The organism is Paraburkholderia sp. BL10I2N1 (assembly GCF_004361815.1).
Taxonomy (GTDB): domain Bacteria; phylum Pseudomonadota; class Gammaproteobacteria; order Burkholderiales; family Burkholderiaceae; genus Paraburkholderia.
The window spans coordinates 4,120,963-4,139,528 of record NZ_SNWA01000001.1 but is presented as its reverse complement, the minus strand read 5'-3'; the positions used below and the strand labels follow the sequence as shown (position 1 = coordinate 4,139,528).

24 protein-coding genes and 2 pseudogenes are annotated in these 18,566 nt (G+C 61.8%); 17 read left to right on the top strand and 9 right to left on the bottom strand.

The window, feature by feature from the left end:
- Entirely contained in the window at window positions 1-339 is a 339-nt protein-coding gene (locus B0G77_RS19395; RefSeq protein ID WP_133663575.1) for a multidrug efflux SMR transporter, read from the top strand.
- Window positions 340-367: 28 nt separating this feature from the next.
- On the opposite strand, the gene B0G77_RS19390 is transcribed toward B0G77_RS19395, so the two are convergent.
- Together B0G77_RS19390 and B0G77_RS44345 are read right to left on the bottom strand one after the other, a co-directional pair.
- Window positions 368-721: a hypothetical protein gene (locus B0G77_RS19390; protein WP_133663574.1), complete on the bottom strand. Its 354-nt coding sequence runs from the start codon at window positions 719-721 to the stop codon at window positions 368-370.
- 58 nt (window positions 722-779) lie between these two features.
- A complete protein-coding gene (locus tag B0G77_RS44345; RefSeq protein WP_133663573.1) occupies window positions 780-977 on the bottom strand; it encodes a hypothetical protein in 198 nt (65 codons plus the stop codon).
- A 277-nt stretch (window positions 978-1,254) separates the two neighbouring features.
- Here B0G77_RS44345 and B0G77_RS19380 point away from each other — a divergent pair, with 277 nt between their 5' ends.
- Window positions 1,255-1,542: a DUF1488 domain-containing protein gene (locus tag B0G77_RS19380; RefSeq protein WP_133663572.1), complete on the top strand. Its 288-nt coding sequence runs from the start codon at window positions 1,255-1,257 to the stop codon at window positions 1,540-1,542.
- Window positions 1,543-1,554: 12 nt separating this feature from the next.
- Here the strand turns inward: B0G77_RS19380 and B0G77_RS19375 are convergent, their stop codons facing one another.
- Window positions 1,555-2,523, bottom strand: a complete 969-nt coding sequence (locus B0G77_RS19375) for an NAD-dependent epimerase/dehydratase family protein (RefSeq protein ID WP_133663571.1) — start codon at window positions 2,521-2,523, stop codon at window positions 1,555-1,557.
- A gap of 164 nt (window positions 2,524-2,687) precedes the next feature.
- On the opposite strand from B0G77_RS19375, the gene B0G77_RS19370 reads away from it, so the two are divergent.
- Both B0G77_RS19370 and B0G77_RS19365 read left to right on the top strand, forming a co-directional pair.
- Window positions 2,688-3,440 carry a TetR/AcrR family transcriptional regulator gene (locus B0G77_RS19370; protein WP_133663570.1) on the top strand — a complete coding sequence of 251 codons (753 nt, stop codon included), beginning with the start codon at window positions 2,688-2,690 and terminating at the stop codon, window positions 3,438-3,440.
- Window positions 3,441-3,495: 55 nt separating this feature from the next.
- On the top strand, window positions 3,496-4,635 hold the full coding sequence (locus tag B0G77_RS19365) for an enoyl-CoA hydratase/isomerase family protein (RefSeq protein WP_133663569.1): 1,140 nt from the start codon (window positions 3,496-3,498) through the stop codon (window positions 4,633-4,635).
- Window positions 4,636-4,716: 81 nt separating this feature from the next.
- Here the strand turns inward: B0G77_RS19365 and B0G77_RS19360 are convergent, their stop codons facing one another.
- Complete coding sequence (locus B0G77_RS19360; RefSeq protein WP_133663568.1) at window positions 4,717-5,142, bottom strand: hypothetical protein; 426 nt, start codon at window positions 5,140-5,142, stop codon at window positions 4,717-4,719.
- Between the two features lie 501 nt (window positions 5,143-5,643).
- Here B0G77_RS19360 and ssuD point away from each other — a divergent pair.
- The 7 genes and pseudogenes from ssuD (at window position 5,644) to B0G77_RS19325 (ending at window position 10,224) form a co-directional block, all read left to right on the top strand.
- A complete protein-coding gene (gene ssuD, locus B0G77_RS19355; protein ID WP_133663567.1) occupies window positions 5,644-6,801 on the top strand; it encodes an FMNH2-dependent alkanesulfonate monooxygenase in 1,158 nt (385 codons plus the stop codon).
- A gap of 80 nt (window positions 6,802-6,881) precedes the next feature.
- Entirely contained in the window at window positions 6,882-7,688 is an 807-nt protein-coding gene (ssuC, locus tag B0G77_RS19350) for an aliphatic sulfonate ABC transporter permease SsuC (RefSeq protein ID WP_133663566.1), read from the top strand.
- Complete coding sequence (locus B0G77_RS19345) at window positions 7,685-8,683, top strand: ATP-binding cassette domain-containing protein (protein WP_133663565.1); 999 nt, start codon at window positions 7,685-7,687, stop codon at window positions 8,681-8,683. Before ssuC ends, B0G77_RS19345 begins: the two co-directional genes overlap by 4 nt.
- Window positions 8,684-8,730: 47 nt before the next feature.
- Window positions 8,731-8,946, top strand: coding sequence for a molybdopterin-binding protein (locus B0G77_RS19340; RefSeq protein ID WP_117333809.1), 216 nt, complete (start codon window positions 8,731-8,733; stop codon window positions 8,944-8,946).
- Between the two features lie 287 nt (window positions 8,947-9,233).
- Window positions 9,234-9,428, top strand: coding sequence for a hypothetical protein (locus tag B0G77_RS19335; protein ID WP_133663564.1), 195 nt, complete (start codon window positions 9,234-9,236; stop codon window positions 9,426-9,428).
- A 169-nt stretch (window positions 9,429-9,597) separates the two neighbouring features.
- Window positions 9,598-9,843, top strand: coding sequence for a DUF6566 family protein (locus B0G77_RS19330; protein ID WP_133663563.1), 246 nt, complete (start codon window positions 9,598-9,600; stop codon window positions 9,841-9,843).
- 58 nt (window positions 9,844-9,901) lie between these two features.
- Window positions 9,902-10,224, top strand: a pseudogene (locus tag B0G77_RS19325) (glyoxalase superfamily protein).
- A 130-nt stretch (window positions 10,225-10,354) separates the two neighbouring features.
- On the opposite strand, the gene B0G77_RS19320 reads toward B0G77_RS19325, so the two are convergent.
- Entirely contained in the window at window positions 10,355-10,627 is a 273-nt protein-coding gene (locus tag B0G77_RS19320) for a hypothetical protein (RefSeq protein WP_133663562.1), read from the bottom strand.
- Window positions 10,628-11,167: 540 nt separating this feature from the next.
- Here B0G77_RS19320 and B0G77_RS19315 point away from each other — a divergent pair.
- Both B0G77_RS19315 and B0G77_RS44340 read left to right on the top strand, forming a co-directional pair.
- The gene (locus B0G77_RS19315) at window positions 11,168-11,677 is read left to right on the top strand and encodes a cytochrome P450 (RefSeq protein WP_243751049.1); all 510 of its coding nucleotides are present in this window, start codon (window positions 11,168-11,170) and stop codon (window positions 11,675-11,677) included.
- Entirely contained in the window at window positions 11,640-11,894 is a 255-nt protein-coding gene (locus B0G77_RS44340; protein ID WP_133663560.1) for a hypothetical protein, read from the top strand. Before B0G77_RS19315 ends, B0G77_RS44340 begins: the two co-directional genes overlap by 38 nt.
- A 98-nt stretch (window positions 11,895-11,992) precedes the next feature.
- On the opposite strand, the gene B0G77_RS19305 is transcribed toward B0G77_RS44340, so the two are convergent.
- Entirely contained in the window at window positions 11,993-12,763 is a 771-nt protein-coding gene (locus B0G77_RS19305; RefSeq protein ID WP_133663559.1) for a DUF3047 domain-containing protein, read from the bottom strand.
- An 876-nt stretch (window positions 12,764-13,639) separates the two neighbouring features.
- On the opposite strand from B0G77_RS19305, the gene B0G77_RS43835 reads away from it, so the two are divergent.
- Together B0G77_RS43835 and B0G77_RS19295 are read left to right on the top strand one after the other, a co-directional pair.
- Complete coding sequence (locus B0G77_RS43835; protein ID WP_243751048.1) at window positions 13,640-14,020, top strand: hypothetical protein; 381 nt, start codon at window positions 13,640-13,642, stop codon at window positions 14,018-14,020.
- 298 nt (window positions 14,021-14,318) lie between these two features.
- The gene (locus tag B0G77_RS19295; protein WP_133663558.1) at window positions 14,319-14,579 is read left to right on the top strand and encodes a hypothetical protein; all 261 of its coding nucleotides are present in this window, start codon (window positions 14,319-14,321) and stop codon (window positions 14,577-14,579) included.
- A 123-nt stretch (window positions 14,580-14,702) separates the two neighbouring features.
- Here the strand turns inward: B0G77_RS19295 and B0G77_RS19290 are convergent, their stop codons facing one another.
- The 3 genes and pseudogenes from B0G77_RS19290 to B0G77_RS19280 form a co-directional block, all read right to left on the bottom strand.
- On the bottom strand, window positions 14,703-15,353 hold the full coding sequence (locus B0G77_RS19290; RefSeq protein ID WP_133664200.1) for a dienelactone hydrolase family protein: 651 nt from the start codon (window positions 15,351-15,353) through the stop codon (window positions 14,703-14,705).
- Between the two features lie 83 nt (window positions 15,354-15,436).
- Window positions 15,437-15,650: pseudogene (locus B0G77_RS19285) on the bottom strand (erythromycin esterase family protein); the annotation flags it as partial.
- Between the two features lie 39 nt (window positions 15,651-15,689).
- Window positions 15,690-16,364 carry a phosphoribosyltransferase family protein gene (locus B0G77_RS19280; RefSeq protein WP_243751047.1) on the bottom strand — a complete coding sequence of 225 codons (675 nt, stop codon included), beginning with the start codon at window positions 16,362-16,364 and terminating at the stop codon, window positions 15,690-15,692.
- Window positions 16,365-17,210: 846 nt separating this feature from the next.
- On the opposite strand from B0G77_RS19280, the gene B0G77_RS19275 reads away from it, so the two are divergent.
- Both B0G77_RS19275 and B0G77_RS19270 read left to right on the top strand, forming a co-directional pair.
- Window positions 17,211-17,501 carry a hypothetical protein gene (locus B0G77_RS19275; protein ID WP_133663557.1) on the top strand — a complete coding sequence of 97 codons (291 nt, stop codon included), beginning with the start codon at window positions 17,211-17,213 and terminating at the stop codon, window positions 17,499-17,501.
- Between the two features lie 62 nt (window positions 17,502-17,563).
- Entirely contained in the window at window positions 17,564-18,550 is a 987-nt protein-coding gene (locus B0G77_RS19270; protein WP_133663556.1) for a zinc-dependent alcohol dehydrogenase family protein, read from the top strand.
- Window positions 18,551-18,566: the final 16 nt, after the last annotated feature.

Below are 18,566 nucleotides of genomic sequence, written 5' to 3'. Positions count from 1 at the left end.
ATGCGCATGCCTCCCTACGCCTTGCTCGCCCTTGCCATTGTTGCCGAAGTCATTGCCACCTCCGCGCTGCGTGCGTCCGACGGTTTCTCGCGGCTGTTGCCTGCCGCGGTCGTTGTGGTCGGATACGGCATTTCGTTTTATTGCCTGTCGCTGACGCTACGAAGCATCCCGGTCGGCATCGTTTATGCAATCTGGTCAGGCGTCGGCATCGTGCTGATCACACTCGTTGCGATTGTGATGTATCGCCAGGTGCCCGATTTCGCAGCGGTCTGTGGACTCGGGCTGATTGTCGCTGGAGTGGTGGTGCTCAATCTGTTCTCGGGGATGCAGGCGCACTGACGGGCACGCCTGCTCCCGACAGGGCAGGTTACTTGCAGCGAATGATCATCGAACGGTTCTTGACATTCGCCGACACGACGTTGGTGACACCACCGCCCGCGGTGCCGCCTTCGTCGTTGTCTTTCGATACGATGTCATAGCCGGTTGCTCCGCACGCGTTGCCGGCCTGCACGTAGCACGATGCCCAGCTCGAGCCGGCATCCGCGCCGCTGCAGTTCACCGCGAAGCCGGTATCGCCGTTCGGCAGGTTGATCAGCGAGGTCGTATTCGACGACGCGCAGGCCGACAGAGACGCAATGAGCAGGATCGCTCCGGGCAAAGCGACGATGCGCGCCATGGCGGAAAGGCTGGTCTGGCGCATGCGCCGCTCGAGAGACTTCATCGTGTTTCCTCGTGAATGATGTTTCGACAGTGCGAACTCTCGCAGCCGCTGGTGGGCGTCATGCGATTCCCGGATCGATCCGGATTCCCGCGCTGCCGATGATGCGGCGACTTTCGGTGCCGCTTTCGGTCGCGGCGTCTTCCCATATGCTGATGGCCTTCGGTATGTCGATGCCGTGACTTTCGGCATATGCAAACCATCTGTTGGCTGCATCGGGCTCCGGGACTTCGCTGTTTTGGAGGAAATATTTTCCCATACTGACGTCTCACCTCTCGAATCTGCGCGCGGCGACGACTTGCTGGGTATCCGTTTCGACCGCCGGCGCGCGCACAAGTGCGCAGATGATCGCGCATTCGGGCGTCGAACTCTTTGTCACCGACATTGACTGAATGGTCGTGGGTTGCCGACAGGCGAGAGGTCAACCGCGACTGGACCCCGGTGCGCCGGGGCGAGTACCATAATCTGCGCTGTGCACGTGCCGCGCCAATGTGCGTCGGAAGCGTTTTCTGCCGGATTTTCCTGATGAGGTAACCATGGAAATTCGTTTCCTCGCGGATGCGCCTGCTTATCGCGACTCGAACCTGACCCTCGTATTTCCCGCGCTCGTCGATGGCGAGCCGGTACCCTGTGCGATTTCGGTCGAAGCGCTAGAGGACCACTTCGGTGCGCAATCGAACGATAGTGAAGGCTGGCGCAGGGCTTTCGACGCGGGCCGCGCGCACATCGAAGCCGTTGCGCGCGAACATCTACGCATCAGCAACGGCACGCCGGTACTGCTGAAGAGCGGCCACTTTCCGCCCGGCAACGTGCCCGGCGCGTGACAGGCAACGCGCTCATGCGGCTTGCCGGACTGCGGCGCGCGCGGCCGCGAGCGACTGGACGATTCCTTCTTCATATGAGGTCTTTCTGATCGGCCCGATCAGGGTCTGCAACGCGGTATCGTCGAGGACGACAGGATCCGTCAGCAGGTAATGCATTTCCACGAGTTCTCGCAGCATCGGATTGAACAGGCCGAGCGCGCGTAGCATCGGTTTGCCTGCGACCGTCAGCTTCGGCGTGCGGTTGCACAGGGCGTATGCGCGTTCCGCTACTTCGCGCTGCGTGATCGTGCCCGCGCCGGCAAGATGCAGCACACGGCCGAACGCTTGCGGCGTGCGCGTCAATGTCTCGACGACCGGACCGAGATCCGGGATGAAAACGAATTCGTGCGGCACGTCGACCGGACCAATCATCTGCGCGCGTGTGCCGCGCGCGGCGCCTTCGAACACGCCGTGCAGGAAACTGTGCTCGACGCCCGGACCATAGAAGTCGGGCAGGCGCAGCACCAGCGTCTCGAGCCCGTTGTGGCCGTGTGCATCGAGCACGAGGTCTTCCTGCGCGAGGCGCATTTTTCCCTTGAACGTATGGGGCTCGCGCGGATGGGATTCCGTGACCGGCCGGCTCTGCGGCCGCCCGTATGGATACACGGTGCCGATCAGGATCAGTCGCTGGACGCCCGCGGCGATCAGCCCGTCGAGCGTCTTCTGCATCAGCGGCGGGTGAGCGGCGAACTGGTGATAGGGCACACCGACAAGGTAGATCGCCGTCTGCAGGCCAGCTGCTGCGGCCGCGATCGAAGCGGGATCTTCCGGGTTCCATGTGACGATCTCCGCGTTCGGATCGGTGCCGAACGATGCCTGTAGTGCCGCCCGTCCGCGCCCGATCACACTGTAGGGCCGTCCGGCCGCACCAAGCGCCGCGGCGATGCTGCGTCCAGCCGCGCCAGCGGCGCCGAACAGACCTGTTTGTCCTGCAGTTTCCATGACGACTCCTTTGCTCCTGATGTAAGGCGGTTCGGCCTCGTCCGCGAGGCAAGCCGGATGATTTCACTGATCTGGCTGATTGTCGAAAAGTTACTGAACAGCGTTCAGTAAACAGTGTTCAGTATAATTTGACTTTTCAGTTTGTCAACCTGAAAATGCAAAGCATGGGAATCGCTGAAAGAAAGAACCGCCAGAAGCAGGCGCTGCGCGAACGCATCCTCGATGCGTCGCGGCGCATTGTGATGCGCGAGGGTTTTGCTGCGCTGTCGATGCGCAAGATCGCCGACGCCATCGAATATTCACCGGCCACGCTGTATCTGCATTTCGAGAACCGTGACGAGATCGCGCGGGCGTTGTGTTCCGAGGGTTACGCGCAATTGCTGGCGAGCTTCGAGCCGCTCGTGCAGATCGCTGATCCGGCGGATCGCCTGAGGGCGCTTGGCCACGCATATGTCGCTTTTGGCACCGCGCATCCGGAAACCTACAGGCTCATCTTCATGGAAGATCCGAGCTATACCAACGCCGCGCTGATCGAGGCCGCGGATGCGTCGGACGAAACCGGCGACGCTTCCTTTCGTCTGATGGTCGATTCAATCGACGCACTGAAAGCCGCTGGCCGGCTGCCGGCGTCGGCGGAAGGGGCGATCTGGGCTGATGCGCTGTGGGCAACCATGCACGGCATCGTGGCATTGAATCTCACGTGTCCGGTTTTTCCACGCACGCCGATCGGCACGCTCGTCGACGTCGCATTTGATGCGTGGTTCGGCTCGGCGAACAGGTTCGTGGCCACCGACGAGGTCAAGGCGGATCCAAAACCCGCGCCGCAAGCCTCGCGCGAATCCGCAGTGCCGGTACGCGTACCCAGCCGGGCACGGACGCGCCGCGCCGCGCCGAAGCCGGAAACGCCGCCCGCGTGATACCGTTCAAATTCCCGGTTGTTCCGATTGTCCCGATTCGATCGCGTCCTTATCCATGTCCACCATTGAATCGACCGCCGTCAGCGACGAAATCGTCGCCTACGTCGCGAACCACGTCGGTTTCATCGAGCTCGAAAGGCCTCGAGCGCTGAATGCGCTGTCAACCGGCATGATCCGCGCGATGCATGCCGCGCTCGAACGCTGGCGAGACGATCCGGACGTGCTCGCGGTTGTCGTGCGCAGTCCGCATCCCCGTGCGTTCTGCGCGGGTGGTGATCTCCGCTTCCTGTATGAGGCGGCGCAGCGTGGCGAGCGCAATGCGATCGACACGTTCTTTATCGAGGAATATGCGCTTGATCACGCGATCTTCACGTACGCCAAGCCGTACATCGCGTTGATGAACGGAATCGTGATGGGCGGCGGCATGGGCATTTCGCAGGGCGCGCATCGTACAGGCGGCCTGCGGGTGGCGACCGGTTCGACCCGCATGGCCATGCCGGAAACGCGCATTGGACTCTTTCCCGATGTGGGCGCAGGATGGTTTCTCGCACGTACGCCGGGCGCGCTCGGCCGCTACCTGGCCGTGACAGGCGAGACGATCGGCACGGCGGATGCGCTTTACGCCGGTCTTGCCGATATCTGCATCGACGATGCGGCGCTGCCGGCGCTGATCGACAGGTTGAAGAACGAGTCGTTCGAATTGGGTGCCGACGTTGTCGCGTACATCGCGCGTGAGGCTGGCGAGCACAAACTTGCACATGCGCCGGAGAAGTCGCGGCTCGCAGCGGTCCGGACGATGATCGACCGGCATTTCGCGAAACCTGACGTCGGGCAGATTCTCGCGTCGCTCGAAAGCGAACAGGGCAGCGGTGACCCTGAGCGGGCCGAATGGGCCGAGCAGACTATTGCGGTATTGCGCGAGCGCTCGCCGCTATCGATGGCGATCTCGCTGGAAGTCGTCACGCGCGCGGAAGGCGCGATGGCCGACTGTCTGCGTCGCGATCTGGATCTGACGCGCTCGTGTGTCGGGCATGGCGACGTCATCGAAGGCATTCGCGCGCGCATCATCGACAAGGACAATCGTCCGCACTGGCGCTTCGCGCGCATCGAAGACGTGACCCAGGAAGACGTGGCGAAAATGTTCGAGAGCCCGTGGCTGGCTTCAGAACATCCGTTGCGCGAACTGCAGGGCTGAACACGGCAGGGTTGAGCGGCTAGTCTAACCGCCGTTCAGTCCGGCAGTGCCACGACTTGAGAAGAACACGCCTGGCCGCGTTCAGACATGCTCATCGGCGGCCATGAACGCGCGCATGAACACAAGCGCTCCCCAGCCCCACATCGCATTGCCCGCGAAGCCGACGGTCAGCCGGGGCAGCATGTTGCCGCTCGGCCAGATGCCGCGCAGCGGATCGACGACAAACACGCTTGCAGCCGTCAGCACCACGCCGCCGAACACGAACGCCTGAATCCACGGCGCCCGGCGCTCAGGCGCTACGCGCAGCAACCACGCCATCAGCACAGCCCATACGGCGCTCCAGATCGCGTTTGCAATGAACGTCGGCAGACCGAGCGGCAGGAACGGGTCGGTCGAAAAGCCGGTTGGGTCAATGAGTCCCGCGGCATGCAGCAGCGCGAGCGTCGGTTCGTGAAAGAACAGGGAGGCGAGGAAGCCGGACACAAACGGCAGGATGATCTTTTGCATGCATTGAACCGCCAGGGGCACAGGCCGCAAGCGCCGCCGTGCCGGATTATCGGAAAACGTGCGCCATTATATAGTCCGCCGACGCTCTCTCCGGAGTGCGTCAGCCCGTATGCTAAAGCGTCGGGCTAATCACGAAAGTGGAAAACCTAAGCTAAAAAAAATCGTTCAAAAGCTTGAGGACCGTCCATAGACTGTTTCCCCATGCAGACGGTGTTGCCGTCGCCCATCCGGTGCGCGAATGCGTGCGCATGTTCCGTCGAGGGAAACCGTCGCGATGTCCAGTCAGGTATCGATCCTCGGCAGTTCAGCCGCCTCGCTATGCAGCGAGGGTTGTCGCCGGGTAATGTCCGCGCCTTTCACGACCTTGAGTTGAGGCGCCGCGCGCGCGTCCACTCACGCTTCGCCCCTGTGCCGTTGATCAGGCGGGCGCCCACGGTCGAGCGTTGCTGAACGCGTCGACCCAACCGGATCCATCCAGTTTCGAACAGGCAGGAGCAGCATATGAATGTGTTCTGGTTCATCCCGACCCACGGCGACAGTCGCTATCTCGGTACTTCCGAGGGTGCGCGCGCGGCCGATTACGACTACTTCCAGCAGATCGCCGTCGCAGCCGATACGCTCGGCTACGACGGCGTTCTGCTGCCGACAGGTCGTTCGTGCGAGGATGCGTGGGTCGTCGCATCGAGCCTGATTCCGGTCACGCAGCGCCTGAAGTTTCTCGTTGCGATCCGTCCGGGGATTGCGTCGCCGGGGTTGTCCGCGCGCATGGCGGCAACCTTCGACCGTCTCTCCGGCGGGCGTCTGCTGATCAACGTCGTGACGGGCGGTGATGCCGCTGAACTGGAGGGCGATGGCGTGTTCGTCGACCACGATACGCGCTACGAAATCACCGACGAGTTCCTTCGCATCTGGCGCAGCCTGCTGACGGCGGCGCACACGAACGATTCAATCGACTTCATCGGCAAGCATCTGAAGTCGAAGGGCGGCAAGGCGTTGTATCCGAGCGTGCAGAAGCCGCACCCGCCACTCTGGTTCGGCGGCTCATCGCCGGCTGCGCATGAGATGGCAGGCGAGCATATCGACACTTATCTGACGTGGGGTGAACCGCCGGAAGCGGTTGCGAAGAAGATCACCGACATCCGTTCGCGCGCCGAAGCACGGGGCCGCAAGATCAGGTTCGGCATCCGCCTGCACGTGATCGTGCGCGAAACCGAAGACGAAGCGTGGGCCGCCGCGGATAAACTCATTAGCAGGCTCGACGACGAAACGGTCGCACGTGCACAGGCGTCGTTTGCGAAGATGGATTCGGAAGGTCAGCGGCGCATGGCCGCGCTTCATGGCGGCAAGCGCGGCGGCCGCCAGGACCTCGAGGTGTATCCGAACCTGTGGGCGGGCGTGGGCCTCGTGCGCGGCGGCGCGGGCACGGCGCTCGTCGGCAGTCCGGAGCAGGTCGCGGCGCGCATGGAGGAATATGCGGACCTCGGTATCGAGACTTTCATCCTGTCCGGCTATCCGCATCTCGAAGAATCGTATCGCTTTGCCGAACTCGTCTTTCCGCTGTTGCCCAACAGGCAGGGCAAGATCGCGAATGGTCCGCTCTCGGGACCGTTCGGCGAGATCGTCGGCAACAACTATGTGCCGAAGGCGAGCCAGAGCTGACACGGCGCATCGGCGCGAATCGACGCGTACCGGCGCGTATCGGCGTAGCGTAGAACAACGCATCGGGAAGGAAAGACTTCATGGCTCAAACGAATGTAAACACAGGAGTCCTGCGTAGACTGGGCGCGCACGTCGCGCCGTGGATCGCACCGCTCCTGATTCTCATCGCGTGGGAAGCCGCCGCGCGCAGCGGCATTCTGTCGACACGCGTGCTGCCCGAACCGCTCGCGGTCGTGAAGGCCGCGTGGTCGCTGATCCAGTCCGGCGAGATGTGGGCCGACGTGAAGGTGAGCACGTGGCGCGCGGTGTCGGGTTTCGCTGTCGGCGGCGGAATCGGTCTCGCGCTCGGTCTTGCGACCGGGCTCTTCAGGCCGGCCGAAGTTGCGCTCGATTCGACCGTGCAGATGATCCGCAACATCCCCGCGCTCGCGATGATCCCACTTGTGATCCTGTGGTTCGGAATCGAGGAGGAAGCCAAGGTGTTTCTCGTCGCGCTCGGCGTGTTTTTCCCCGTGTATGTGAATACCTGCCACGGCATCCGCTCCGTCGACGCGAACCTGATCGAAATGGCGCGCAGTTACGGCGTGAAGGGCATCGCGCTATATCGGCATGTGATCCTGCCGGGCGCGTTGCCGTCGATACTCGTCGGCGTGCGGTTCGCGTTAGGCCTGATGTGGGTCACGTTGATCGTTGCGGAAACGATCTCCGCGCAGTCGGGCATCGGCTATATGACGATGAACGCACGCGAGTTCCTGCAAACCGATGTGGTGGTGGTCGGCATCCTGCTTTATGCCGCGCTGGGGAAGGTCGCTGACGTGCTGGCGAAGACGCTCGAGCGCGTCACGCTGCGCTGGCATCCCGCGTATCAACGAGGAGCGAAAGCATGAGTGCAATCCCGTTTGCGACGTCGTTCGGTGGTGTGTCCGGCGCCGATCTCGAAGCGGAACTCGCCCGGCCGCGCACGCGCGACCACGATGCGGACGAAGCCGCCGCGTTCGAACGTGGCGCTGGCTCGCGCGATGTGAGCGGTGTTTCGGGCAGACGCATCGACCCGCAGCCGCTTGTCCGCGACTCGCAGCGCAAGGCGGATTACGCGGTCGAACTGCGTGGCGTCGGCAAAAAGTATGGCGAGCGCTCCGTGCTATCGGATTTCAGCCTGTCGATCGAGCGCGGCAGTTTCGTTGCGATCGTCGGACGCAGCGGTTGCGGGAAGTCGACGTTGCTGCGGCTCGTCGCGGAACTCGAGGCGCCCGGTGCAGGCGTGCTCGCAAAGCATGCCGATCGCGGCGAACCGCTCGACACGCGGATCATGTTCCAGGACGCGCGTCTCCTGCCGTGGAAGACCGTGCTGCAGAACGTGATGCTTGGCCTCGGTCGCGGCGCTCGCGCAGATGCGCGCGCCGTACTCGCGGAAGTTGGCCTCGCCGAGCGCGCGAACGACTGGCCCGCACAGCTTTCCGGCGGACAGCGTCAGCGCGTGGCACTGGCGCGTGCACTGGTGCATCGCCCGAAGCTGCTGCTGCTCGACGAGCCGCTCGGGGCGCTCGATGCGCTTACGCGCATCGAAATGCATGCGCTCATCGAGCGGCTGTGGCTCGAGCATCGCTTCACCGCATTGCTCGTCACGCATGACGTGCATGAAGCCGTCGCGCTCGGCGAGCGCATCCTGCTGATCGAAGACGGGCGCATCGCGCTCGATCAGCCGGTGCCGCTCGCGCGTCCGCGTGCGCGCGCGTCGGCCGGATTCGCCGCGCTCGAAGACCGCGTGCTGCAACGCGTGCTGAAAACCGCGCCCAACGATGACGCCCTGTCGCATCGCGCCCATGACGTGCGTGAGTCGGGGCGGCTCGCGCGGCCGACGGAAGTTCGTTGGGCCGTCTGATGTTTCTTGCCTGACCGTTTCTAATCGACCCACTGGAGTCACTCGACATGAGCATTTCCGCAATCAATGTACGCAATCAGTTCAAAGGCAAGGTCAAGGAAATCATCCGCGGACCGGTCGTGTCCGAAGTCGATGTCGATACGCCATTCGGCATCGTCACGTCGGTGATCACGACGCGCTCCGTCGACGAACTCGAATTGAAGGTTGGCGCCGAGGTCGTCGCGCTGGTGAAGTCGACGGAGGTATCGATCGCGCGTCTGTGAGGCGCGCCACCGCCTCGCGGCCGGATGCGCCGGTGGGCGGACTACGTCGCGATCACACGCTTGATCGCTGCATGTTTGACCTGTTTCATTCGACCCTGCTCAACCGCTTTCAATGCCGTAGGGTTCTTGAGGGTAGACCCGGGATCCGGCAAGAGTTTTTCCTTGCAGCCTGCTTCTGGAGCCGCGGCTACCTTCGCACGGACACCGATTGAAGGTTCGTCGCTGATCGCAACTGCGCAATCCCACGAAAGTGCTACGATAAATTGAGCATCACGACGGAGATGGTCATGTCGAGGTCCTTGAGTCCTGAGGCAATTGAAGCGCTGCGGCGTCTGAACGAAGTGGCGGCTGGGCAGGTTCCGCCTGAACTGGCGTCGGGCATTGCGGCCGAACTGCTGCGTGCTGGCGTTGTAGCCCAGAGTGCGGACCGCGTCGAAATCACCTGCGACGGCAGAAAATACCTGTCCGGCGATTGCGACTGACACGGTGAGCGCGGCCGGGCTACGGCAATATCCGGCAGCTAGCGGATGGATCGTTGCGCCTGTATGCGATTGATGAGCCAGCTGCGAATGACGGGCGTTGCTTCGCCCGCTGGGTGGTTGCGCGTTATCTGTCGATGAATGGGCTGTGAGCGAGCGGTCAGGAGGCTGCATGGAGCCCAAAGGTAATGATATGGGCGACTACCAGGAGCGCTATAAGGATTACGACATCGAAGTCGCGGTCGAACAGGTGCTCACGGGCGTCAAGGCGCATTTTCGGGTGCTGAAGGGTGACGCGGTCGTCACCGACTGGCAGCTCGTGCATATCGACGGTTTCTGGTCCACCGAGCATGCAGCCGCCGAGGCCGGGTTTCGCGCGGCGCGCAAGGCGATCGACGGCGGCTTCGTAACCGGCTGACTGTGCGCTCTGCGCGAACGGGCGGGGCGGTCGTCCGCTATCGGTCGGCAGTGACCCGATCGTCCGCATCTTTTCAAAAGAGAAGGCTCGCGAGTTTTGCGTCGACTTTCTCGGCTTTTCAGTGGACTGGGAGCACCGTACAGTGACAGTTTCCCGCTCTGTGTGCAGATCCGCCGCTCGGGTCTGACGCTCCATTTCGGCGAACATCATGGTGATGCGTCACCCGGGACGACGATTTTCGTTCCGGTAAAGAACATCGACGCGCTGCATGCGGAACGGCGCGAACGATACTACCGGCGTGGCAAACCCGGCGTCGAGGTGCTGAAGTGGGGCAAGGTGATGGAACTGTTCGCCCCCTTCGGCAACCGCATCCGGTTGTGAACTCGCAGAGAAGGGATCGAAAGAAACTGCAGGGGAATGAGGCAAAGGCCTCTAAGAGAGGAGCGGAAAAACTGAAAGCCGGGTGTCCCGTGGAGGGCACCCGGCTTTCCCGTTGCCGCCTGGCCGTCGATTAACGGCCGAAGTAGACCGAACCCGGGCCGGTCGCGGTAGCACGGCTACCAGATTGCGACGTCGACGCGTTCACGCCACCGTAGGCAACTTCGCCGTTGCCGGCTTGCGAACGCTCCGCGGCAACTGTCTGCGCGTTCTGACCTTGCTGCGAAGCAGGTGCGCCGACGGTCGGGTTGTAGTGGGGAGCCGGGCCGTAGCCGCTAGCGAATGCAGGCGCGGCGATCGAGGCGGAAGCGGCGATGAGGACAGCGGCGATAAGCTTGCTCTTCATGATGATGACTCCAATAATCGTTGATTTCCCGGTTACGAAAACGTTGTAGGGGGCTTTGCCTTGGAACCCGGCTCAACGTCAATGGAGTAAGTGTATTCCCTTACTATCAAAAATTTGTATCCATAATTTGAATTTACTTTTCTTCAAGCAGGAACAATCGCGGAACGCCTTGTGCGATGCGGATTTCCACTGTTCTGGCCCCGTTCTGACGGGAAACATTGGTCAAATTGATTTGGCACTTATACGCCGACGGGTCTCCGGGCGCGCTTGCGGTAACCGCACTGGATGCCGACCGTTTCGACGTGCGCGGCACGCGATGTTTCGCAAACGCTGGCGCAGTTTGACCGATTCAGCGATGTCGGCGAGACGTCGCACTGCCATTTCTCCTCGAGATTCCCGTTCCGGTACCAGCGCGCTACGCAGGCCTCTTCGATATGCTGGCGCAGGCGCACGGCAACCGTTCTGATGATCTCTTGCCGATGAGGTTTCCACCATGCTGGTCGCCGGTCACGAGACGACTGCGTTGACCTTGTTCTGGGCGTGTACGTTGCTCGCGCGTTCGCCGCAGTTGCAGGCGCAGCGAGCGAAGCCGCGGCGGTGGACTTGTCGGGGATCGCGGGCAGGGCGGGGCAGCCTGTCGAACTGCCAGACCTGCCACTCGCAAGAACGGTGGTACAGGCGACCTTGCGCCTCGATTCGCCGGCGTTCCTGACTGCGCGGCTTGCAAAGCGGCCCCATCAGGCCTGCGGCACGGAAGTCCCCGAGGGTTCGACGGTGCTGGTTCCTTTCTGGCTGCTACATCGTGATCCGCAGCGCTGGCATGCGCTGGACAGCTTCGATCCGTCGCGGTTTGCGGGTGGGCGCCAGCCAGGGCGATTCGACTATCTGCCGTTCGGAATCGGTCCGCATGTCTGCATCGGCGCCCAACTGGCGATGCTCGAGGCGACACTCGTACTTGCACGCCTGGAGCGGCGTATCCTTGGCTGTGATTGGGCGCTAAACGGGAAAAGGCATGGCATCGACGGAAAAGAAAATCTGGTTTCCGGCTAAACGCTATGGCTGGGGATGGGGGTTGCCGGTGACGTGGCAGGGCTGGCTGGTCCTGCTTTTATACGTGTCTGGACTCGTCGCCAGCTCCATTTATATACACCCGGAGAGAGAGCCTTTCGTTTTCGGGATGTCCGTTCTCGCGTTGACTGGCCTGCTTGTCGGTATCTGTTGGGCAAAAGGCGAAAAACCCAGATGGCGATGGGGCGGCGATGAATAAGTCAAGCGACGGCTGCCGTGCGATCGGCGCGTCTTTCATGCCGGGAGGTCAGTGACCTCCGGGGCGCCACAGGATCTTCGACCAACGCCGTCAGGTTGTTATGGCCCAGGCAGAAACTGGATATCTCCATACCACGCCCGCGTCGTAGTACCGGTATTGTCGGTATCGGTCAGCAGGCCATAGCCGATGATCCGTCCTGGCGGTTCGTGAAAGACTTTCTCATAGTCCTGCACGACGTTGCGACGCAGGGTTTGCCATTGGCCTGCATCGCCGGGCTGACCGGAGACGACGATCATCTGAACACGGCCGGTATGGGGATTGGCAATGACACTGCCTGGCGCAGCCGTGGTCGACCAGATGTACATTAGCGTCGCATAGGGCAGGTCCTGGCCCCCCAGGCGCTTTGCCACTTCCATGCTCGCCCGATCGAAAATCGACAGCCTGCTTTTGTCGCCGTCAAATGTGAACACCAGTCGCGCCGGCGCGTCTTCCTTCGATCCGACGCGATTGTCGGCGCCCTCGATCGGCTTTTCTGCTTTCCAGCGCCATGCCACGACCGGTGTTTGCGTCAGATCGATATTGCCTTCATGCATCAGGGCGGAAGCGGAACGGTTCGCGTCTGCCTGAAGGACAGTTGCGTTGCCGTCGTGAACAAGTGTGTATTGCGTCATCGGCTTGCCGTGCACGACCGGCAGGTTCTTCCACCCCACTGGCAGCGGTCCGCCGGGCTCGATCGTGGAAAAGGCAATACCCGGTTTTTCGTCCTGGGCAGGGAGAGCGAGTGGCGACAGCAGAAGAGCGGTGCACGCAGCGATCCGGATTGGCCTCGCTAATCGTTTCCACGCTCGCGTGATCGAGATACTGTTCATGACTGGTCCCATTTGTCTCCTGGCAAGCCTTCATTGTAGTGGCAGCGCCGATGACAGCCCGGCGGAGCCCTTATGCGGTCGCCGCTTCATGTTCCATTGTGCTGTATGCCGCGCAGTGAATCCCGGGCGCGACACGAGTCTGCCTGATAGCAGCAAATCGCGCCACGAGCCGCGACACGGATAGCCAGTTATCTTGTCACGCTGGCGGAAGGCAGTCTGTTCATCGGCCATACTGGCCGTTCGTACCGGGGGGCTATTCGTCGATTCCCAACATCCGCTTTCGAGAAGTCGGAACGCGTACTCGCGGCCAGTGGACAGTCGTTCGTGCTGCTTCGAATGGTCGTATCTTCGCCGATTTCGGACATTCGGATACCGATGCGCTCGCAGCCATCAAAGCGCCTCCGATCTGGCTACAGTCGTTGGCGGCATGTTGATCGCCAACGACACCTTGTCGCACCGCTGGATGTTCCTGACCTTCTGCATCATGCGCGCTGTTAGGCATGTTCGGGTTCAATGTTGAAGTCTATCCCACCGACGCAAACGCTTTCCCGATATTCGGCCAGGGCACGACCCGATATCGTGATTATGGCGTTGACGGGCAGTACGAGTACCTGCTGGAACCGCACACAGTCACCGCACAGGCACGCTATGTTCGAGAGAATATCCATGACCCGAACAATTTCGTTCTGGGCGATAGCACGTCGGGGAATCTGAATACGCTAGCGAATCTAGGCCTCTTACGTCTATCAGTCCAAATACGGTATAAGTCTTTCCTTCTTCAATACGACGGGCAGTTCCGACAGCGCCGCTTACGCCAGCAGCGCGAGTTTCTCCCCTAACACGCAAGGCTGGACGCCCGAGATTTTCTGGATCCCCGTGCAATACGTTCGCATTGGCTTGCAGTACACGCATTTCACCAAATATCACTTTCATCTCGAACTGCAGCACGCGAGCGTGCCGACCTATGTTGCCAGTTACCTCTTTCCGATCCTTTTGCTGCTGTATGAGGTTCGCCGGGTGGGCAGATGGATTTTCGACTACGGGATGCACTTCGCGAACTTCAGGTTCATGGGCTACGAGTTTCTGCTGATGCTGGTGTTCGTTGCGCTCCAGGTTGCCTTCGGAGGTATTTTCCTCATCGGGGCGTGGACAAGCCGGGATCACGATTTCGAACATAAGGTCGCGAATCTGCTGACTGGCCTCGGTTGTTCGCTAGTCATCATCGGCTTCGATCTCGCTTTGCAATATGCTCTGTAGTGCGAGTACAGAAGGGATAGATAGCGGTCGACCGATATCGTGAGCCTCGCATCTCAAGTGTGAGGAAAAAGTTTAGCGATCCTCTCTGACGTGACACATCAAAGGACACTCATCGACCCGCAAGGTTCGGCGGCGAAAGCTATCTGAAGCAGTGCAGCTTGTTTTCGTCGTCACCTTTAGCGGATTCTCCATACGCTCCCCATCGCGAATGAATTGACTCTATTTCGATTGCTGTGATGGCCGTGTTGTACTGAATCGCTCATACTCGGATTCCTGGGACTGGGTGAGGGAGGCGATCATGCCAGACTACATCCGTATCTATCGGGAATTCAAGATCAGCGTTTCGTGCGTGGAGCTTCCGTCAGGGAGATATGCGGTTCAGTGGGCCGTTACTCCAGATACCGACGAGACACGCGACCAAATGAAGTCCGAGCGAATTCACATTGACGTACGCGAGGAACTGAACGGGCGTCAGGAGGAGGTACTTGGTCACGCGTACGCATTGGCTGAGAGATTTGTCGATGACGTGATTTTGCGCGCCCATGAAGTAAAGGGCTGACGGAACGGATTCGCAGGTCTTGCGCATGTGAGGCCCCGGAGACCCGGCTGCGGTCGTGCCTCTGAATATCAGCGAGCGGCCCGATCGCAGCGCAGCGGCGAGGACCAGTTGGCTGCTTCGTGGCTACGTGGGCAAGAAATGGATCATGAACCACGCGGTAGTCAGTCGTGCGACCTCCTCGAGGGTACCGGGTTCTTCGAACAGGTGAGTAGCGCGCGGCACGAGGATAATCCGATGGTTGCAGGTCAGATGACGCGCCGCCATCCTGTTCAGTTCAATGACCTCGGTGTCCTCTTCGCCGACGATCAGCAGCGTAGGCGCCCGCACGCGGGGAAGCGCGTCGTCGGCAAGGTCAGGGCGGCCGCCCCGCGATACGATGGCGCGCACCCGTGCCGGACGTGTCGCACCTGCTATCAGCGCTGCACCCGCGCCGGTGCTGGCACCGAACAGCCCGACGCCCAGGCTCCCGGTTGTCGGCAGGGCAGCGAGCCAATCGATTGCGCCAGTCAGGCGTTGCGCGAGCAGGGGAATGTCAAAGCGATAAAGGCCGGTTTCGACATCGCGCTCATTTTCATCGGCGCTCAAAAGATCGAACAGCAAGGTCGCGAAGCCAGCCTCCTGCAGCGCCGCGGCAAGCATCTGGTTCCGCGGGCTGAAGCGGCTGCTGCCGCTGCCATGAGCGAACGCGATCACGCCCCGCGGCTCTGTAGGGAGGGCGAGGATGCCTTCCAGCACAGCATCGCCGCACGGCACCAATACATCTTGCACATTGATCGACTGCATCAGACACCTCCCTCTCGCCTCGTCGCGCTCATGACGCCCGCTCGGGCTCCTCACGCTGGTGCCAGTGATGCGGCGCGTCGGCGCACGAGCTGACCGAGATTCCATTCGCCGCGCAATCGCGACTCGGATGCGCGCTCATCGCCCACGTGCGAGTTGTACGCCCAGACCACGATACTCCCCTGTCCGCCGCGTTGCAGCCGATAGCGCAAGGGCGCATAACGTGCGGTGCATATGTGCGTCGCGCAGATTCCAGGTGTTCAGGCGCCGCCCGAACATCGACCTGTAGTACTGTTCCGCGAAGAACTGCGCGTCGAGGGCTGCGGTGCACTATGGCGTGTCTCGCTGTGAGCGCTCGAGGAGCGCGCGGACTTCTGCGTCGCTCGTCTGCCCGAACTCCCGGTAGAACTGGCTAACGCTGCTGAACTGTTGCGCGCGGCGCAGGCAGACGAACTCGTCGGCAATGCCTTCCAGCTCCTTCGCTGTGCTGGCCGGCGCGACCGGCACGGCAACGACGATCCGCGAGGGTTGACCGGCATGCAATGCCGAAATCGCGACGTGCATTGACGAGCCGGTGGCGATACCGTCGTCGACGACGATGACGGTGCGGCTCTCGAGTTTCAGCGGCGGTCGATGACCACGGTACAGGATTTCCCTCCGTGCGAGTTCGCGACGCTCTTCGTTCAGAACGTCGAGAACCTCCGCCTCGCTCACCCCAACCACCCGCACGGTGCGCTCGTCGAGATACAGTGCGCCACCGGAGGCGATTGCGCCCATCGCCAGTTCCGGCTGGAACGGCACGCCTAGCTTGCGCACGACCAGCACGTCCAGTTCGACACCCAGAGCCTCGGCAACCTCGTAAGCGACCGGCACGCCGCCTCGCGGAAGCGCCAGCACGATCACGTCGCTGCGGCCCGTGTAGCCGGTCAGGTGCCGCGCGAGCGCGCGTCCTGCATCCGCACGATCGCTGAAGGACGCTTCCGTGTCCATCCATTCCGGATTCATGGCGTCACCGCCTGGATCATCAACTCACCTGTTCACCAGGGGCGCTTCGGTTATGTGCCGTGTCCCTGACGATGCGCGGTCGGATGCATTGAGCACTATGGCAAGCGAGAGCGCAATTGCGCATGAATTCATTCTGGACCTCCATCCGACGCGCTGCATGAGATCGATCAAGAAACCATTGAATAGATGAGGCGTACCGGCCTGTCACGGGCTGATGCGTCGCTCACGACCTGGGTCGTCAATGACACGCAAGTGGATTCGGTTACGCACCCCCACAGCTGCAACCCAGAATTTGCGGGCTGCCCCGCGTCTCACCCGTGCATTCGTCCTGGCGATATCCGAGTCGCCTTATACGGGATGCGCGCCCGGAGGGGATTTGTTGGGCGCAACGTCGCGATACATGGCGCCGCTGGCGAGTAAGGGTTCGCCACTGTGCGGGGCGATAGCGCGACGGACCTCGTCGCGCAACCGCGCGGAAGTCATCGCCCGTAGGCGTCACGGGCTCCAGCAGGGTCAAGACGATGTTGCCCCCGAGACTGGCTCGATAGTTCCCTCGTTCGACAAAGCGCGTTCCGATCGCGCGCAGGAATCGCCCGACGAAAGCTGTCAAGGGTGACCAGCCTTGCCGCCGTTCATTGGCGTGACACTGCCGTCCAGTTTCGTGTCGACGTTAAACGTGGGAGATGCGCCTTTCGTTCTTGATGTGGATCAAAGTCACAAGTCTCACGAGGCATACATTTCTTTCAGTCTGTCGCGATTTCACGAGGAGCGTGCGATGCCGCCAAAGCGGACGAGCTCTTTCGACGAACGATGAGTAGACAGGCGTCGGTGATGAGGAGCATTGCCATGCCAGCCAGTTCAATGAAGCATACGAGCGCTGCAGGTGCGTTGCGCCGGTGCGGTCAGGTGCCAGACACGCTGTACTGCGCGATGGAAGTCGTCTTCTATAAGGAAATACTTGATCACTTTGGCTTTCCGCATCAGTGTGAGCTGATGCGTGTGTCCATTCCGTCGACAAAGCAGGATGCAGAGATACGTGAGGCGATCCGGCTGTTCGAACAGGCAAAGAGGGTCAGTAACTGGAAGATCGCGGCGGATAGATATGAGGTCGTCGACGCATCGAGACTTCAACGCTGAAGCACAGAAGTTCGCGGAAGGAAGACAGTCAGGAGCGAAAAGACCCATCAGGGAGGCGGGAAATGCGCGCGATGGTATTTGACGGAACCTCAGCGCTGCTGCGCGATATGCAGCTAGACGATCCGGTGCCGGCTGCCGGACAGTTGCTGATCGATATTCACGCATGCGGGATCTGTCGCACGGACCTGCATGTGGTCGACCGCGACCTGACAGAGCCGAAGGAGCCGGTGATCCCGGGGCATGAGATTGTCGGCACTGTTGCCGCCATGGGACCGGATGTCAGCGGCTTTGCGCTCGGCGACCGGGTTGGCGTGCCGTGGGTCGGGCGCACGTGCGGACAGTGCCGCTACTGTCTTGCCCAGCGCGAAAATCTCTGCGACGCACCGGGCTTCACGGGCTACACCATCGACGGCGGCTATGCCGAACGCACGGTCGCGGATAGTCGCTACTGTTTCCACCTGCCGCCGCGGTATTCCGATGTGGAAGCCGCTCCGCTGCTGTGTGCAGGACTGATCGGCTACCGGACCCTGAGTATGGCGGGCGACGCGAAGCGCATCGGCATTTATGGCTTCGGTGCCGCGGCGCATATCGTCGCGCAGGTGGCGCGCCACCAGGGTCGAGAGGTCTACGCATTCACCCGTCCGGGCGACGCCGCCGCACAGCAACTCGCCTTGCACCTCGGCGCGAGCTGGGCTGGCAGCAGCGACGACGCGCCACCTGACGAACTCGACGCCGCGCTCCTGTTCGCCCCCGTAGGGGCGCTCGTGCCGCTCGCGCTGAAGGCGGTGGTGAAGGGGGGCGTGGTCGTGTGCGGTGGGATTCACATGAGCGATATCCCGTCGTTTCCGTATGCGTTCCTGTGGGGCGAGCGGCGCGTCGTGTCGGTTGCGAACCTGACGCGCGAAGACGGCGTCGAGTTCATGCGCCTCGCACAGGAGGTGCCGCTTGTCATCGAAACGACGTGCTACGCGCTAGGTGAGGCCAACCGGGCGCTCGCCGACCTGCGTGAAGGACGAGTCACGGGCGCAGCCGTTCTGTCGATGGCGTGACGCAAAGCGCGCTTTA

Bases quoted from the DNA above. Each gene is read 5' to 3' on its own strand.
- B0G77_RS19295 (WP_133663558.1), top strand. From the start codon at position 14,319: ATGCCAGACTACATCCGTATCTATCGGGAATTCAAGATCAGCGTTTCG.
- B0G77_RS19305 (WP_133663559.1), bottom strand. From the start codon at position 12,763: ATGAACAGTATCTCGATCACGCGAGCGTGGAAACGATTAGCGAGGCCA.
- B0G77_RS19360 (WP_133663568.1), bottom strand. From the start codon at position 5,142: ATGCAAAAGATCATCCTGCCGTTTGTGTCCGGCTTCCTCGCCTCCCTG.
- B0G77_RS19380 (WP_133663572.1), top strand. From the start codon at position 1,255: ATGGAAATTCGTTTCCTCGCGGATGCGCCTGCTTATCGCGACTCGAAC.
- ssuC (WP_133663566.1), top strand. From the start codon at position 6,882: ATGGCTCAAACGAATGTAAACACAGGAGTCCTGCGTAGACTGGGCGCG.
- B0G77_RS19330 (WP_133663563.1), top strand. From the start codon at position 9,598: ATGGAGCCCAAAGGTAATGATATGGGCGACTACCAGGAGCGCTATAAG.
- B0G77_RS44340 (WP_133663560.1), top strand. From the start codon at position 11,640: ATGGCATCGACGGAAAAGAAAATCTGGTTTCCGGCTAAACGCTATGGC.
- B0G77_RS19320 (WP_133663562.1), bottom strand. From the start codon at position 10,627: ATGAAGAGCAAGCTTATCGCCGCTGTCCTCATCGCCGCTTCCGCCTCG.
- B0G77_RS19340 (WP_117333809.1), top strand. From the start codon at position 8,731: ATGAGCATTTCCGCAATCAATGTACGCAATCAGTTCAAAGGCAAGGTC.
- B0G77_RS19345 (WP_133663565.1), top strand. From the start codon at position 7,685: ATGAGTGCAATCCCGTTTGCGACGTCGTTCGGTGGTGTGTCCGGCGCC.
- B0G77_RS19335 (WP_133663564.1), top strand. From the start codon at position 9,234: ATGTCGAGGTCCTTGAGTCCTGAGGCAATTGAAGCGCTGCGGCGTCTG.
- B0G77_RS19270 (WP_133663556.1), top strand. From the start codon at position 17,564: ATGCGCGCGATGGTATTTGACGGAACCTCAGCGCTGCTGCGCGATATG.
- B0G77_RS19275 (WP_133663557.1), top strand. From the start codon at position 17,211: ATGCCAGCCAGTTCAATGAAGCATACGAGCGCTGCAGGTGCGTTGCGC.
- B0G77_RS44345 (WP_133663573.1), bottom strand. From the start codon at position 977: ATGGGAAAATATTTCCTCCAAAACAGCGAAGTCCCGGAGCCCGATGCA.
- ssuD (WP_133663567.1), top strand. From the start codon at position 5,644: ATGAATGTGTTCTGGTTCATCCCGACCCACGGCGACAGTCGCTATCTC.
- B0G77_RS19375 (WP_133663571.1), bottom strand. From the start codon at position 2,523: ATGGAAACTGCAGGACAAACAGGTCTGTTCGGCGCCGCTGGCGCGGCT.
- B0G77_RS19395 (WP_133663575.1), top strand. From the start codon at position 1: ATGCGCATGCCTCCCTACGCCTTGCTCGCCCTTGCCATTGTTGCCGAA.
- B0G77_RS19370 (WP_133663570.1), top strand. From the start codon at position 2,688: ATGGGAATCGCTGAAAGAAAGAACCGCCAGAAGCAGGCGCTGCGCGAA.
- B0G77_RS19280 (WP_243751047.1), bottom strand. From the start codon at position 16,364: ATGAATCCGGAATGGATGGACACGGAAGCGTCCTTCAGCGATCGTGCG.
- B0G77_RS19365 (WP_133663569.1), top strand. From the start codon at position 3,496: ATGTCCACCATTGAATCGACCGCCGTCAGCGACGAAATCGTCGCCTAC.
- B0G77_RS19390 (WP_133663574.1), bottom strand. From the start codon at position 721: ATGAAGTCTCTCGAGCGGCGCATGCGCCAGACCAGCCTTTCCGCCATG.